The sequence below is a fragment of the Humidesulfovibrio sp. genome (genome assembly GCF_035560995.1).
Taxonomy (GTDB): Bacteria; Desulfobacterota; Desulfovibrionia; order Desulfovibrionales; family Desulfovibrionaceae; genus Humidesulfovibrio.
In genome coordinates this window covers 18,143-32,309 of sequence record NZ_DATMYK010000186.1, presented here as the reverse complement: position 1 = coordinate 32,309, position 14,167 = coordinate 18,143, and the positions used below count along the sequence as shown (strand labels likewise).

The window sequence follows — 14,167 nt, the reverse complement described above, 5'->3', positions numbered from 1 at the left end:
CACAGCAAAGGAAACGCCCACGTGACCAACGCGCCCACGTCCATCTCGCCTGCTCCGGCTCTTTCATCCGCTGGCTATCACGCGCGCATTGCCGGGGAGCTGTCCCTTTCCGCGCCCCAGGTGGCGGCCGTGGCCCGGCTGGTGGGGGAGGGGGCCACGGTGCCCTTCATGGCCCGCTACCGCAAGGAGGCCACAGGCTCCCTGGACGAGGTGGCCATCGCGGCCATCCGCGACCGCCTGGAGGAACTGGCCGAGCTGGACAAGCGGCGCGAGGCCATCCTGGCGTCGCTTGCCGAGCGGGACCTGCTGACGCCGGAATTGAAGGCCGCTGTCGAAGGCGCGCAGGACAAGGCCCGGCTGGAGGACATCTACCTGCCGCACCGGCCCAAGCGCCGCACCCGGGCCATGATGGCCCGCGAAAAAGGCCTGGAGCCCCTGGCCAAGGCCTTGATGCTCCAGCAGGGGCGCGACCCCAAGGCCCTGGCCAAGCCCTTTGTGGACGAGGCCAAGGGCGTGCCGGACATCGCCGCCGCCTTGGCCGGCGCGCGCGACATCCTGGCCGAAGCCATGGCCGAGGAGCCGCGCCTGCGGGCCGGCGCCCGCGATCTCTTCGCCCGCCGGGGCCGCTTTCAGTCCAAGGTGCAGAAGGGCAAGGAACAGGCCGGGGCCACCTACCGCGACTGGTTCGCCTGGGACGAGCCCCTGCGCTCCATTGCCGGGCACCGCGCCCTGGCCATGTTCCGGGGCGAGGCCGAGGGCTTCCTGTCCCTTTCCCTGCGCCCGGCGGAGGAAGAACTCTTCGAGCTGACGCGCCGGGCCTACGTGCGGGGCACGGGCGCTGATTCGCAGGAAGTGGCGGCCGCTCTGGCCGACGGCTGCAAGCGCCTGCTGGCGCCCTCGCTTGAGACCGAGCTGCGCGCGGAGGTCAAGGCCCGGGCCGACGCCGAGGCCATCCGCGTCTTTGCCGCCAACCTGCGCGGGCTTCTGCTCGCCCCGCCCCTGGGGCAGAAGCGTGTGCTGGCCCTGGACCCCGGTTTTCGCACCGGGGCCAAGCTGGTGGTGCTCGATGCCCAGGGCAATCTGTTGCAGCATACAACCATCTTCCCTACCACCTCCGCCGGGCAGCGCGAGGCCGCGGCCGCGACGCTCAAAGAACTGTGCGCCAAACACGCGGTCGAGGCCATCGGCATCGGCAACGGCACGGCCGGGCGGGAGACGGAAAGCTTCGTGCGCTCCCTTGAGCTGGGCATCCCCGTGGTGCTGGTGAACGAAGCCGGGGCGTCCATCTATTCGGCGTCCGAGGTGGCCCGGCGCGAGTTCCCGGACCTGGACCTCACCGTGCGCGGGGCCGTGAGCATCGGCCGCAGGCTCATGGACCCCCTGGCCGAGCTGGTGAAGCTGGACCCCAAGAGCATCGGCGTGGGCCAGTACCAGCACGACGTGGACCAGGCGGGCCTGCGCAAGGCCCTCGACGACGTGGTGGCCAGCTGCGTCAACGCCGTGGGCGTGGACCTGAACACCGCCAGCCAGGAGCTGCTCGCCCATGTTTCCGGCCTGGGGCCGGGCCTGGCCAAGAACATCGTGGAGCACCGGGCGGAAAATGGGCCTTTCGCCAGCCGCGAGGCCCTCAAAAAGGTCAAGCGCCTGGGCCCCAAAGCCTTTGAGCAGGCCGCGGGCTTTTTGCGCGTGCGCGGCAAGGAACCGCTGGACGCCAGCGCGGTGCACCCGGAGCGTTACGCCCTGGTGAAACGCATGGCGGCGGACGTGAAGTGCGCCGTGGCCGAGCTTTTGGCCGACGCCGAGGCCCGCGCCCGCGTACGCCTGGCGGACTATGTGGACGGAGACATCGGTTTGCCGACGCTCACCGACATCATGGCCGAGCTGGAGAAGCCGGGGCGCGACCCGCGCGCGGCCTTCAGCGCCTTCGCCTTCGCCGAGGGCGTCAACAGCCCGGACGACCTGGAGCCCGGCATGGAGCTGCCCGGCATCGTCACCAACGTGACCAAGTTCGGGGCCTTTGTGGACATCGGCGTGCACCGCGACGGCATGGTGCACATCAGCCAGCTTTCGGAGCGCTACGTGTCCGACCCGGCCCAGGTGGTGCGCGTGGGCCAGGAGGTGCTGGTGCGCGTGGTCGAGGTGGACCGCCAGCGCGCTCGCATAGGGCTTTCCATGAAGGGCTTGGCCATGAAGGGCCTGGACGCGAAGGGCTAGAGCCTCCCCGCGCGGGCGGGCGGGCCCATAGACCGCCCTTGTGGAGGGAAAGCTTTTTCTGCTATGTTGGCGCGCAAGTTGCGAACGCTTGCGTGGCAGAAGCCCATGCCAGCGTGGCAGTGAACCTCATCACAGGTTGAATCCGCACGTCATGACCGATATCCCCGGCTCCTCCTCACCGGCCCCCAAGCGCGAGAGCTTCTTGCGCCAGGTGAAGCGCCTGGCCGGCCCCTACTGGCACTGCGAGCGCAAGGCCAAGGTGCGCGGGGCCATCCTGCTGCTGCTGCTTTTGACCATGTGCCAGGTGGGGCTTTCCGTGTGGGGCAACTACTGGCAGCGCGGCCTGTACGACGCCCTGGAACTGCACTCCGTGCGCAAGGTGCTGGTGCAGGTGGGCGTGTTCGGGATCATCCTCTCCCTTTCCCTGACCGTCACCGCCGCGCACCTCATGGTCAAGCGCTGGCTGCAGATAGACTGGCGCGCCTGGCTCACCGAGCGGCTGACAAGCCGCTGGCTGGACGAGGCCCGGCACTACCGCCTGGGCTTCACCCCCGGCGAGCACGACAACCCGGACCAGCGCATCGCCGAGGACATCCGTATCGCCACGGAAAGCGCCATCGGCCTGGCGCATTCTCTGACCTTCAGCCTGCTGACGCTCGGCATGTTCGTGAACATCCTCTGGGACGTTTCCGGCGGCATAGACGTGCCCGGCACCAGCGTGCACGTGCCCGGCTACATGGTGCCCCTGGCCTTTCTGTACGCCGCCCTGGGCAGTTCCTTCGGCTGGGTGGTGGGCCGCCCGCTGGTGCGCACCACCAACGCCCTGCAAACGGCGGAGGCCACCTTCCGCTTCGGCCTTTCCCGCGTGCGCGAGCACAGCGAGGCCATCGCCCTCATGCGCGGCGAACCCCTTGAGCGGGCGGGCTCCGGCACACGCTTCCGGCAGGTCATGCGCGACTGGAACCGGCAGTCTCTGGCCTACCTGGGGCTCGTGTCCTTCGGCACGGCCTACGGCTCGCTGCTGCCCATCCTGCCCATCCTGGTGGCCGCGCCCCAGTACATCAGCGGGGCCATGACCCTGGGCGCGCTGATGCAGGCCGCGCAGGCCTTCCAGCAGCTCACGTCCTCTCTTTCCTGGCCGGTGGACAACATCGGCGAGATAGCGCGCTGCCGGGCCTCGGCCGAGCGCGTGCTCTCGCTGCACGAGGACATGCAGGAGATGGACGGCTACGCCCAGGCCCAGTCCGGACCGCACATCGCCCTGGAGCGCGTGCCGGGCGACGGCCTGGCAGCGGAGGACCTGTGCATCGCCGAGCCCTCGGGCCGGGTGCTCATCGAGGGCTTGAGCCTGCGCATCGAACGGGGCGAACGGGTGCTCATCAATGGTGACCCCGGCGTGACGGGCAGCCTGTTCAAGGTGCTTGGGGGCCTGTGGCCCTGGGGCAGCGGCTGCGTGCGCCTGCCGGGAGTGGAGGAGATGTTCTTCGTGGCCCAGCGGCCCTTCCTGCCGGAGGGCACCCTGCGCGAGGTCATCTGCTACCCGCGCATGCAGGGCGCCTGCGGCGACGACATCATCATCCGCGCCATGGAGAGCGTGGGCCTTTCGCGGCTCACCGCGCGGCTGGACGAGTACGACAACTGGGAGCAGGTGCTGCCGCAGCGCGTGCAGCAGCAACTGGGCTTCGTGCGCGTGCTGCTGCACCAGCCGCCGTGGATCTTCCTGGAAGAAGCCACGGACGCCTTTGATCCCGAAGGCGAGCGGCAGATTCTGGACACGCTCTTCCAGCAGCTGCCCGGCTCCACGGTGCTGAACATCAGCTTCCACCCGGACCTGAGCGTGCTGCACGGCCGCACCGTGACGCTCAACCGTTCCACCGAGACCAAGGTGCTCTTCGGCATGCGCCGCGGCCAGAATGGCAACGGCCAGAACGGAAACGGCCAGAACGGAAACGGCCAGAACGGCGGCTAGGCCTAGCCGCGCGTTCCGGCCCTTTGCCCGGCGCCTGCGCTTGAAAGAGCCCGGCTCCCCGCCCGGCCCAAATACTCCGTCCTAGAACTTGGCCGGCAGCCAGCCGCGCTCCACGCACTGGCGGAAGCACCACTCCGGCGTGGTTTCCGTGCGGTAGCTCCAGAAGAACCAGCCCCGGCACTGCTCAAAGGCCAAGAGCTGCGCGGCCGCGTAGGCCCGGTAGGACAGGTCGCGCTGGAAGTCGCCCATGCCGGTCAGCGCATAGTCATACGGCCCCTCGGCCCACAGCGACACCACCTCAAGGTTCAGCCCCAGGCTCCACTCGCCCACGATCGTCGGCAGCGTGAGCTCCTCGCGGATGTCGCGCAGCTCCTGGCCCCATTCGACCCCGGCCTTGCGCAGGTGGCCGTGGATGTCCATGTCCAGGTCCTCGCGGCTGAAGCACTGGTAGCGATGGATGTCGTAGATGACGTTCTCGTGCTGCGGAGCTTGCAGGAAGCCCAGGTATTCCCGGTGGGTGCGGAAGCCGTCGTGGAACACCACAGCCACCCGGTCCGCGGGGCAGTGGGCGCGCACGGCCGCCTCGGCGCGCAGGTAGAAGCCCTTCAGCAGGTCCGTGGGCACGTCCCAGCGGGGTTCGTTCAGAAGTTCGATGCCGTAGAGGGCGGGTTCGGCGCGGTAGCGCTCGGCCAGCCTGCCCAGCACGTCCACGGAGTGCGCCAGGTATTCCTCCTTGGTGTGCCACTCCACAACGCCCATGATGCCGCCGTTGTCGAAGCCGTTCTGGCAGCCGGGCGCGGCGTGCAGATCCACGATGACGCGCAGGCCGAACTCCGCAGCCCACTTGAAGGCGCGGTCCAGCACGTCGATGCCGCCCGTGACGAAGGGGTGCGGGTGCGCGCCGTATTTTTCGTGGTGCGGGTACGGCGGGCCGAAGATCCAGTGCCCCACGGGGATGCGCACGGCGTTGACGTCCACCCCGGCCAGCCAGGCGAAGTCCTCCCGCGTGATGAAGCTGTTCCAGTGCGCGCGCAGGCGCTCCGGGGCCTTGTCCCCCAGCTCCGCGCACCAGGTGGTCTCGTCCGTGGCCTCCAGGCCCTCGAAGAGGCTGGGGGTCATCCATTTTTCAAGCACCAGCCAGCCGCCGAGGTTGACGCCGCGCAGGTGGTCCGGGTGCTTCGGCTGGCCCTGGGGGGAGGAAAGGGGAGCGGTCATTGCGTCTTCTCGCAGTTCCATCGGCGCGTTTCAGGAGTGGGCCGGCCTTGCCGATGGATGAAGGCCCGCCCATTCATCCCAGTATACGAGCCGGTTGGGATTGGCAATCGCCATCCTTGGCGGGGCCTGCCCGCACAACGGTCCTGGCGCTTTTCGTGCCAGCCGTGCTATGCGGAGGTTGACGGCCGGTTCCCGGCGTCGTGCATCGAACGGAAAGGCACAGGAGGCGCACATGGCCAAGACGGATGTTCAGGACCGCGCGGCAGGGGCGATCATGGGGGCCTTCGTGGGCGACGCCCTGGGCGTTGGCCCGCACTGGTACTACAGCCTGCGGGAGCTGCGCCGCGACTACGGCGAGTGGATCGACGGCTACACCGACCCCAAGCCGGGCCGCTACCACGACGGGCTCAAGGCCGGGCAGCTGTCCCAGGCCGGGCACATCCTGCGGCTGACGCTCGAATCGCTGGTGGAGCGCGGCGGGTATGACGAGGCGGACTTCTGCAGGCGCATGGACACGGAGCTGTTTCCGCAGCTGGACGGCACCCCGGTGAGCGGGCCGGGGCTGTACACCAGCCAGTCCATCCGCGAGGCCTGGCGCCGCCGTGTGCAGCAGGGCCTGCCCTGGGGGCGGACCGGCGGCAACGCGGACACCACCGAGGCCATCGAACGCACCCTGGCCATTGCCGTGCGCTATGCGCGCCAGCCCAGCCGGCTGGCAGCCGCAGTGGCGTCCAACACCGTCCTGACCCAGGCGGACGACCTGGTGGTCTCCCTCACCGTGGCCTATGGCGCGGTGCTCGGCATGCTTGTGCGGGGCTTTGCGCTGGACCGCAACCTCTCGGCCAAGCTCATGAACCAGGTGCACACGGGCGAGCTGCCCTTCCACGCCGTGACGCGCGACAACCTGCAGCCGCCGCAGCCCGGCGACCCGGACCCGCCGCGCGCCGGGCGCTTCTCCTCGCCGGACGCCCTGCTTTCGCCGTCCTACATGGCCCAGGCCGCGGCCGACCCGGACATCCGCATCGAGCCCGCCTGGAAGGTTTCGCTGGTGTACGGCATGCCCTGCGCCATCTACCACCAGCTGCCCGCGGCCTATTACCTGGCCGCCAGGTTCAGGGACGATTTCGAGTCCGCCGTGCTCCACGCCATCAACGGAGGCGGGCAGAACATGGCGCGGGCCATGCTGGCCGGGGCTCTGGTGGGCGCGCAGACCGGCCTGTCCGGCATTCCGCAGCGGTTCATCGAGGGTCTTGAGGACGCGGAGGCCCTGCTGGCGCTGGCCCGCGGCCTTGGGACCCGGGCGCAGGAAGAAGGCTGATTACGGATTCTGGACCAGGGCTTCGGCCTGCTGGCCAGGAAGGCCGCGTAGCCGCGCTCCAGGTGCCGCGTTGTGCAGAGGAACACGTCTCGCTTGGCGTGGTGGTGAAGGTGATGTCGCGGCACTGCGGAGCCTCGTCATGAATTGCAAAACGGGCATGTTCTGGTGCCGGATGCTGCTGGCGCAATCCTTGCGCATCGCTGTGCGCAGCTACGGGACAAGAGTGCTGCTGCTGTGCCCGCCCTGCTTTCACTGTGCGTTTGTTGTTTGAGTTGTCAGGACGTGTTGTGCTACGGTGCGGCAAGCCCACCCGGCGGGACAGGGGCGCACGCGTTGAGCGGGCGGCCGCGCCAATTGCGTGGGCTGGGGCGATGGGCAGCTCGCTGTTGTGGCGGCTTTTGAACGTCATGCCAACGCGCGGGCGGTTCTCAACACGGATGTATTGCAGGGAAGGGTAGCCCAATGGCCTCGCATCCCCTGAGCGACACCTTCTGGGACATGGCGTCCTTGGGCACTGGCTGGCTTTCCGGGCCAGCCTTTTTGCTTGGCCTCACCCTTGTGAGCAGTTGCATCGCCGTGGCCGCGCTCGTCACCCTGCTTGTGCAGAGAAAGCGTCATCAGCGGCAGCTGGCGGCGAAAGCGGAAGAACTGGAACACTGCCTAGGGCTGCAGCGGACCCTGCTCAAGCGCGATGCCGGGCTGCGCACCATTCTGGGACACACCAACACCATCTTTTTCATCCTCGACCGTGACAAAACGGTGCTGCTTTCCGAAGGGCAGGGCCTGAATCTGGTCAAGCGCCCGCCGGGCGGCAGCGTGGGCATGAAGTTCACCGACGCGTATCCCGACCGCACGGATCTGCGGGAGTACTTCGACCAGAGCATGCGCGGCCAGACAGTCCAGGCCTACGTCCCCTTTTCTGGCGGCACGTTCCAGCTGCTCGTCAGCCCCCTGCCGGAAACCGAAGGCGGCGAAGGCGGACTGGCGGGGATCCTGCTCGACGTCACCGAGCTTGAACAGGCGCGCGTCCGCATCATGGAAAGCGAGGCCATGTTTCGGTCGATTTTCGACAACGCCCCGTACTCCATGGTTGTCCAACGCGTTTCCGATGGCGTGTGCCTGGAGGCCAACAGCGCCTTCCTCAGCGGCATGGGCATCACCCGCGAGGAATTGGGCCGGTTTGACGCCAGCACCCTTACGGTGCTTTCCAATGAGGAAGCCCGCGCCCTGCGGCTGCGCATTGTTGCCCAAGGCGGCCTGCACGGGCAGGAGGCGGTTGCCCGGCGATCCGACGGCAGCACCAGACAGCTGCTCTATTCCTCGGTTCCCATCACCTACGCCGGCGAGTCAAGCCTGCTCAGCATGACCGTGGACATCACCGCGCAGAAGGAAGCCTCGCACGCCTTGATGGAAAGCGAGGAACGGCTCAGCGCGATCTTCAACAACGCCCCGCTCGGCATCTTTCTTTCCACGTTCGGCGGACACATTGAGGAGGTCAACCCGGAGCTGCTGCGCATGCTCGGCTACGACAGCCGCGACGAGCTCCTCGGCGCAGATCCGCACTCTCTGTATGCGGAAGAGGGCATGCGCGGCAAGGTGCTGGCCGAGCTGCTGGCCTCTCCCAACGGGGTGCGCAGGGAATTGCTGCTCCGCCGCAAGGACGGCAGCACGCTGCCCGCCGTTCTCAGCTCCTCGCTGGCGTTCGACGCCGAGGGGCGGCCCGCCAGCGTGCACGGCATGCTGGAGGATCTGAGCAGGCGCGAGGAGCACGAACGGGAGCTCCGCTTCTGGACGCAGCGCTTCGAGATCGTGAACGCGGCGGCGCAGCACATCTTCTACGACTACGACCTTCGGGCCGGCAGCATGGAGTGGATAGGGGCCGTGCGCGATGTGCTCGGCTTCGAACGGCACGAGTTGGACGGCCCGATACAGATTTGGGAAGGGCTGCTGCACCCGGACGACGCGTCGGAGGTTTTGCCTTGGCTGGCCGTGGTTTGCGAAAGCGGCGAGAAATTCGACATGGAATATCGCCTGCGGCACAAAGACGGCCACTATGTCTACGTGCATGACAGCGGCATCTTCGAATCCGGCGACGACGGCCGGCCGGTGCAGATGCTGGGCATCATCCAGAACATCAGCGCCCGCAAGCAGGCGGAGCTGGCCCTGGCCGCCAGGGAGAAGATGTACCGCACGCTCTTCGAATCCGCCCAGGACACCATCCTGGTGATGGACGGACCGACCATCGTGGACTGCAACCCAAGCGCGCCCGCACTCCTCGGCTGCACGCGGGAAGAGCTGATCGGCCGGACTCCCGCGGATTTCTCCCCGTCCGTGCAGGCCAACGGAGAAGACACCACGGCGATGATGCTGCGCATGCTTGCCCAGGCCGAGGCCGGGGAGTCGCCCCGTTTCGAATGGCTGTGCCGTAAGGGCGACGGCGGCATTACACAGGTTGAGACCGCGCTTGCGCCGATGCGCCTGGACGATGTCCTGTATCTTCTGGCTTTTACGCGCGATATTTCCGAGCGCAAGGCGGCCGAGGACAATCTGCGTCTTTCCGAAGAGAAATTCTCCAGAATCTTCAACTTGGCGCCCTACAGCATCTCCATAGCCCGCCTGAGCGACAGCACCATTCTGGACGTGAACGACGCCTTTGAACCGCTCACCGGATACTCGCGGGCCGAGGTGGTCGGATGTAACGGCGACAGTCTGGGCCTGTGGGACGACCTCGAAAGCCGGGCGGACTTTTTAAGACAGTTGCGCCTGTATGGATCGGTGACGGACTACGAGTTCATGATGCGCCGCAAGGACGGCAGTCTGCGCAACGCCCTGAATTCATGCCAAGGCATAGAGATCAATGGTGAGCACTGTTCCCTGAACATGGTGCGCGACATCACGGAGACAAAGCTGGTGCAGCAGGCCATGGTGCAGACGGAGAAGATGATGTCCCTTGGCGGATTGGCTGCCGGCATGGCGCACGAGATCAACAACCCGCTGGGGATCATATCCCAGTCGGTGCAGGGGGTGCAGCGCCGTTTTGACCCCGCGCTGCCAGCCAACCAGAAAGAGGCCCAGGCGCTTGGTCTGGAGCTGGAAACGGTCCAGGAATTCATGCACCGGCGCAATATCGCCCGCTACCTGGAGGGCATCGCCGAGGCCGGCCAACGCGCAGCGGCCATCGTGCGGCACATGCTGAACTTCAGCCGCCGCAGCGACTCAGGCATCATGGATCAGGACGTGTCCGCATTGGTGCGCCAAGCCTTGTCCCTGGCGGAGAAGGACTACGACCTCAAGAAGAAGTACGACTTCCGGCAGATTGACGTGCGTCTTGAGCTCTCGGATGAGCTGCCCCTTATTCCCTGTGTTCCGTCCGAAATCGAGCAGGTGCTTCTGAACCTTCTGCGCAACGCGGCCCAGGCCATGGCCGGCGCAGGCGTCTTGCATCCGGTCATCACCGTGCGCACGGCCAAGGCAGGGCGCGAGGCGCTGCTTGAAGTGGGGGACAACGGCCCCGGCATCCCGGCGGACCAGCTCAACCGCGTCTTCGAACCATTCTACACCACGAAGGCGGTTGGCGAGGGCACGGGGCTGGGGCTGTCCGTGTCCTACTTCATCGTCACCAGCACCCACCGGGGCCGCATGAGCGTAACGAGCGCCCCGGGGCAGGGCACGTGCTTCAGCATCCGCCTGCCCCTGGAACGCCCTGCCGCCAGCACGCGGGCCTGAAACGCAAAACCCCCGCCAGACCAAGATCCGGCGGGGGCTGAAGCCGCATCTCCGCGCCAGTCCTAGGCGCCGCTCTTCATCTTTTCGATGAGCGCGCGCAAGGTTTGCGCCTGGCTGGCAAGCTCACCCACGGCCTGCGCCGACTGGTTCATGGCGCTGGCGGTTTCGCCGGAGATGCGATTGATGTCCTCGATGCTGCGGTTGATCTCCTCGCTGGCGGCGGACTGCTGCTCGCTGGCGGCGGCGATGGAGCGCACCTGGTCGGTGGACACCTCCACCAGCGTCACGATCTCCTCCAGTGCCGCGCCGGACTGGTTGGCCAGACTGGTGGCCTGCTCGATGGTGCCCACGGAGTGCTCCACGTTTTCCAGGTTCTTGCGCGCGCCCTGCTGGATGCCGCCGATGGCCTCGCCCACTTCCTTGGTTGCGGCCATGGTCTTTTCCGCCAGCTTGCGCACCTCGTCGGCCACCACGGCAAAGCCCCGGCCGGCGTCGCCCGCGCGGGCGGCCTCGATGGCCGCGTTCAGCGCCAGCAGGTTGGTCTGGTCGGCAATGTCGGAAATGACGTTCATGATCTGGCCGATGCCCTCGGCCTGCTTGCCCAGCACGGCCATGTCCTCCTTGAGGATCACGGACTTCTGCTGCACGGCGGTGATGCTCTCCACGGCCTTCTCCACCACCTTGGCGCCCTCGGCGGCCTTGCTCCTGGCGTTGCCGGAGGACTCGGCGGCCTGGGAGGCGTTCTTGGCCACCTCGATGACCGTGGCGTTCATTTCTTCCATGGCGGTGGCTGTTTCGGCCACGCGCTGTGACTGGATCTCGGTGCCGCGGCTGGATTGTTCGATCTGCGCGGAGAGTTCCTCGCTGGCGGAGCTGACGATTTCGACGATCTTCTCCAGCTGCTGGGCGGCGGCGATCATGCCTTCGGCCTTGGCGCGCTCGGCCTTGGCCTTGGCCTCGTTGGCCTCGTCCGTGGCGATCTGCGCCAGCCTGGCCTGTTCGGCGGCCTCGGCGGTCTTCTGTTCGGCTTCGGCGATCTTGCCCTTCATGGTCTTCACCATGTCCTGCATGACGGCGTAGACGCCGCCCTGCCGCTTCTGGGCGCGGAAGGCCACGTCCAGGTCGCCGCCGGCGATTTTGCCCGCCACCTCGCCCAGGTAGCCGGGATCCTCGCCGAGCTGGGCGGAAACGTTGGCGGTGAGCAGAAGGCCCAGGCCGATGGAGGCGATGAAGGACAGGGCCATGACGACGAGCATCATGGTCGTGGCCGCGTTGGCGGTGGCGGTGTTGCCGTCCGAGGTGCGCTTGGCCTGGGCGACGTTCTCGTTCATGAGTTTGTCGATGCCGTCCTGATAGTCGCGCGCGGCAAGCCGGGCTTCCTTGGAGAGCAGTTCCGCCGCCTCCTCTTTTTTGCCTTCCTCGGCCAGACGCAAGACCTTGTCGAGAGATTCGGCGTACTTCTTCCTGGCTTCCAGGGTTTGGGCGAAGATTGCCTTCTCTGTTTCAAGCGTCATGAACTTCTCGAACTTGTCCAAGTTGACGTTGATGGCCGCCCGGAATTTCTTGATGCGTTCCAGGCACGCCTCGTAAGCCGCCTTGTCTTTCGTGTGCACGGCTTCCATGGCGTTGGCGCGCACGCGCTGGAAATTGGTGCCGACTTCGCCGATCAGGCCTATGGGCACGGTGTTCTGTTCGTAGAGCATGGTGTCGTTGTCGTCGATCTGGTGCAGTTTGATGCTGCCGTATGTCCCCACCGCAAGGGTGAGCAGGGCGACGGTGAGAAAGCTGGCGAGCAGCTTGGTGCGGAGTTTCAGGTTGCGCAGGGCGTTCATGTGGGCCTCCTCTGGCTGGGATTATGCGGTGTGGGAGCGCCGACGATGCCCGGCGCGGCTGGTTTTGCGCTATTGGACGCTTGCCGCCTGCCCGTGCAGGTTTTCCAGTTCTTCCATGGTGAGCACCTGGTCGGAGTCGAGCAGGATGAGCAGGCGGCCGTCGCGCTCGCCTCCCAGGCGGCCCACTCCACGGATGTACTTGGAGTCCATGCCGGAAACCACGGCGGGCGCGGCGTCCACCATGGAAGAAGGCAGGCGCAGCACCTCGGATACGGAATCCACCAGGCAGCCGATGACGCCGCTTTCCAGGGCGAAGACCACGATGCGCGTGTGGGAGTCGGGCTCCTTGGAAGCGAGGCCGAAACGCTTGCGCATGTCGATGATGGGAATGACCTTGCCGCGCAGGTTCAGGATGCCCTCCACAAAGGCCGGTGCGCTGGGCACCTTGGTTATGCCCGTGTGGCGGATGATCTCTTGCACGGAGAGGATGTCCACTCCGAATTCCTCCTCGGCCACCTTGAAGGTGACGAGTTGGAGCAGGGAGTCCGTGGTGCCAACTGTGACCGCTTCGTTCATGCCGCCTCCTCCCGGGCCAGCAGGCCCTGGTCGACTATCAGTTGCAGGGCTGGGATGCTGGCGTCGAGATATGTGCGGAAGCCAACGCCCGCCCCGCTGCCGTTCTCCCTGGCCACCGCGCGGGGCACATCCCCGCTGGGGGCATTCCCCGGTGCTTTGTCCGCTTTCGGCTGGCAGCGTTGGCCAGAGCGGAGCGGACTGCCCGCCTTGGCGCACTTCATGTTTTCTTCCCTCATGCTTTTGACCTCGAAATGACCAGCTTGAAGGCGTCCACGCACTGCGGGCAAAAGTGCTTGCCCGCGTTTTTGAAAATGTAGTCGGCGGCATCGTTCTGGCCGAGCCCGGCCCGGTACGGGCGGTCCGAGCACAGGGCCTCGTAGACGTCCGCCACGGCCAGGATCCGCGCCTCCAGAAGGATGGACTCGCCGGCAAGGCCATCGGGATAGCCGGTGCCGTCGTAACGTTCATGGTGCTGGAGCACCGCCTCGGCGACCGGGCCTTCGAAGGGAATCTCGCCCAGAATGCGGTAGCCGCCGGTGACATGGCTGCGGATCTGCACGATCTCGTCAGGATTCAGGAAACTGCGCTTGTTCAGGATGTTCTGGGGAACGCCGATTTTGCCGATGTCGTGCAGGCGGCCGGCCAGCATGAGCGTGTCCTGCGCCTTGTCTCCAAGGCCCATGGCGTTCCCTATGTCCACGGCGATGCTGGCGACGCGTTCGTTGTGCCCGGCCGTGTAGGGGTCCTTTTCGCGCAGGGCGAGGTTGAGGGAGCTGATGCTCGTCTTGAGCGCCGCTTCCAGGCGCAGCACGGTGTCCTGGTGGCCGTTGATCCAGTCGTGCAGCTCGCGCTCCAACGTGTAGGTCCTGCTCTCCAGAGACAGCAGGTACTGGTTTGCATCCCTGCGCTCGCTCGCCTTGGTGAGCATCCTCTGCACGGTCTGCCCCAGCAGGTCCATGTCGTGCAGAGGCTTTGTGAGATAATCCCAGGCGCCCAGGCGCAGGGTCTTTACGGCTTCGTCCAGGCTGCCCGTGCCGGAGATTATGACGACCGGCGTCTCGGGGGCTTCTTCGGCCATATGGGCCACAACAAGGAAGCCGTCGCCGCCGGGCATCCGCAGATCGGAGAAGACGATGTCCGGCCGCTGGCGGCGGAACAGGGCAATTCCTTCGGCCCCGCTGGCGGCCTCGAACACCTCGTGCCCCATGTCCATCAGGTAGTCCCTGGTGGACATGCGTATGATGGGCTCGTCGTCGATGCACAGAATTCTTGCCATCCGGGAACCTCCTCTGCAGGGGTAATGTCCGGGACTACTCA

8 protein-coding genes are annotated in these 14,167 nt (G+C 66.6%); 4 read left to right on the top strand and 4 right to left on the bottom strand.

What is annotated here, in order from left to right; genetic code table 11:
• The first annotated feature begins 42 nt into the window (after nucleotides 1–42).
• Nucleotides 43–2,214: a Tex family protein gene (locus VN419_RS07300; RefSeq protein ID WP_414652922.1), complete on the top strand. Its 2,172-nt coding sequence runs from the start codon at nucleotides 43–45 to the stop codon at nucleotides 2,212–2,214.
• 151 nt (nucleotides 2,215–2,365) lie between these two features.
• Nucleotides 2,366–4,183, top strand: coding sequence for an ABC transporter ATP-binding protein/permease (locus VN419_RS07295; RefSeq protein ID WP_325645994.1), 1,818 nt, complete (start codon nucleotides 2,366–2,368; stop codon nucleotides 4,181–4,183).
• Nucleotides 4,184–4,264: 81 nt separating this feature from the next.
• Here the strand turns inward: VN419_RS07295 and VN419_RS07290 are convergent, their stop codons facing one another.
• Nucleotides 4,265–5,398 (bottom strand): glycoside hydrolase family 5 protein, encoded by a 1,134-nt coding sequence (locus VN419_RS07290; RefSeq protein ID WP_325645992.1) that lies wholly within the window; start codon nucleotides 5,396–5,398, stop codon nucleotides 4,265–4,267.
• Between the two features lie 232 nt (nucleotides 5,399–5,630).
• Between VN419_RS07290 and VN419_RS07285 the strand changes: the two genes are divergently transcribed.
• Nucleotides 5,631–6,716 carry an ADP-ribosylglycohydrolase family protein gene (locus VN419_RS07285; protein WP_325645990.1) on the top strand — a complete coding sequence of 362 codons (1,086 nt, stop codon included), beginning with the start codon at nucleotides 5,631–5,633 and terminating at the stop codon, nucleotides 6,714–6,716.
• A 462-nt stretch (nucleotides 6,717–7,178) separates the two neighbouring features.
• Entirely contained in the window at nucleotides 7,179–10,442 is a 3,264-nt protein-coding gene (locus VN419_RS07280) for a PAS domain S-box protein (RefSeq protein ID WP_325645988.1), read from the top strand.
• Nucleotides 10,443–10,504: 62 nt separating this feature from the next.
• Here VN419_RS07280 and VN419_RS07275 read toward each other — a convergent pair whose 3' ends face one another.
• The 3 genes from VN419_RS07275 to VN419_RS07265 all read right to left on the bottom strand — a co-directional run bounded on the left by VN419_RS07275 (nucleotide 10,505) and on the right by VN419_RS07265 (nucleotide 14,126).
• Nucleotides 10,505–12,274, bottom strand: coding sequence for a methyl-accepting chemotaxis protein (locus tag VN419_RS07275; RefSeq protein WP_325645986.1), 1,770 nt, complete (start codon nucleotides 12,272–12,274; stop codon nucleotides 10,505–10,507).
• 69 nt (nucleotides 12,275–12,343) lie between these two features.
• Complete coding sequence (locus VN419_RS07270; protein ID WP_325645984.1) at nucleotides 12,344–12,850, bottom strand: chemotaxis protein CheW; 507 nt, start codon at nucleotides 12,848–12,850, stop codon at nucleotides 12,344–12,346.
• 232 nt (nucleotides 12,851–13,082) lie between these two features.
• On the bottom strand, nucleotides 13,083–14,126 hold the full coding sequence (locus VN419_RS07265) for an HD domain-containing phosphohydrolase (RefSeq protein ID WP_325645982.1): 1,044 nt from the start codon (nucleotides 14,124–14,126) through the stop codon (nucleotides 13,083–13,085).
• Nucleotides 14,127–14,167 lie beyond the last annotated feature (41 nt).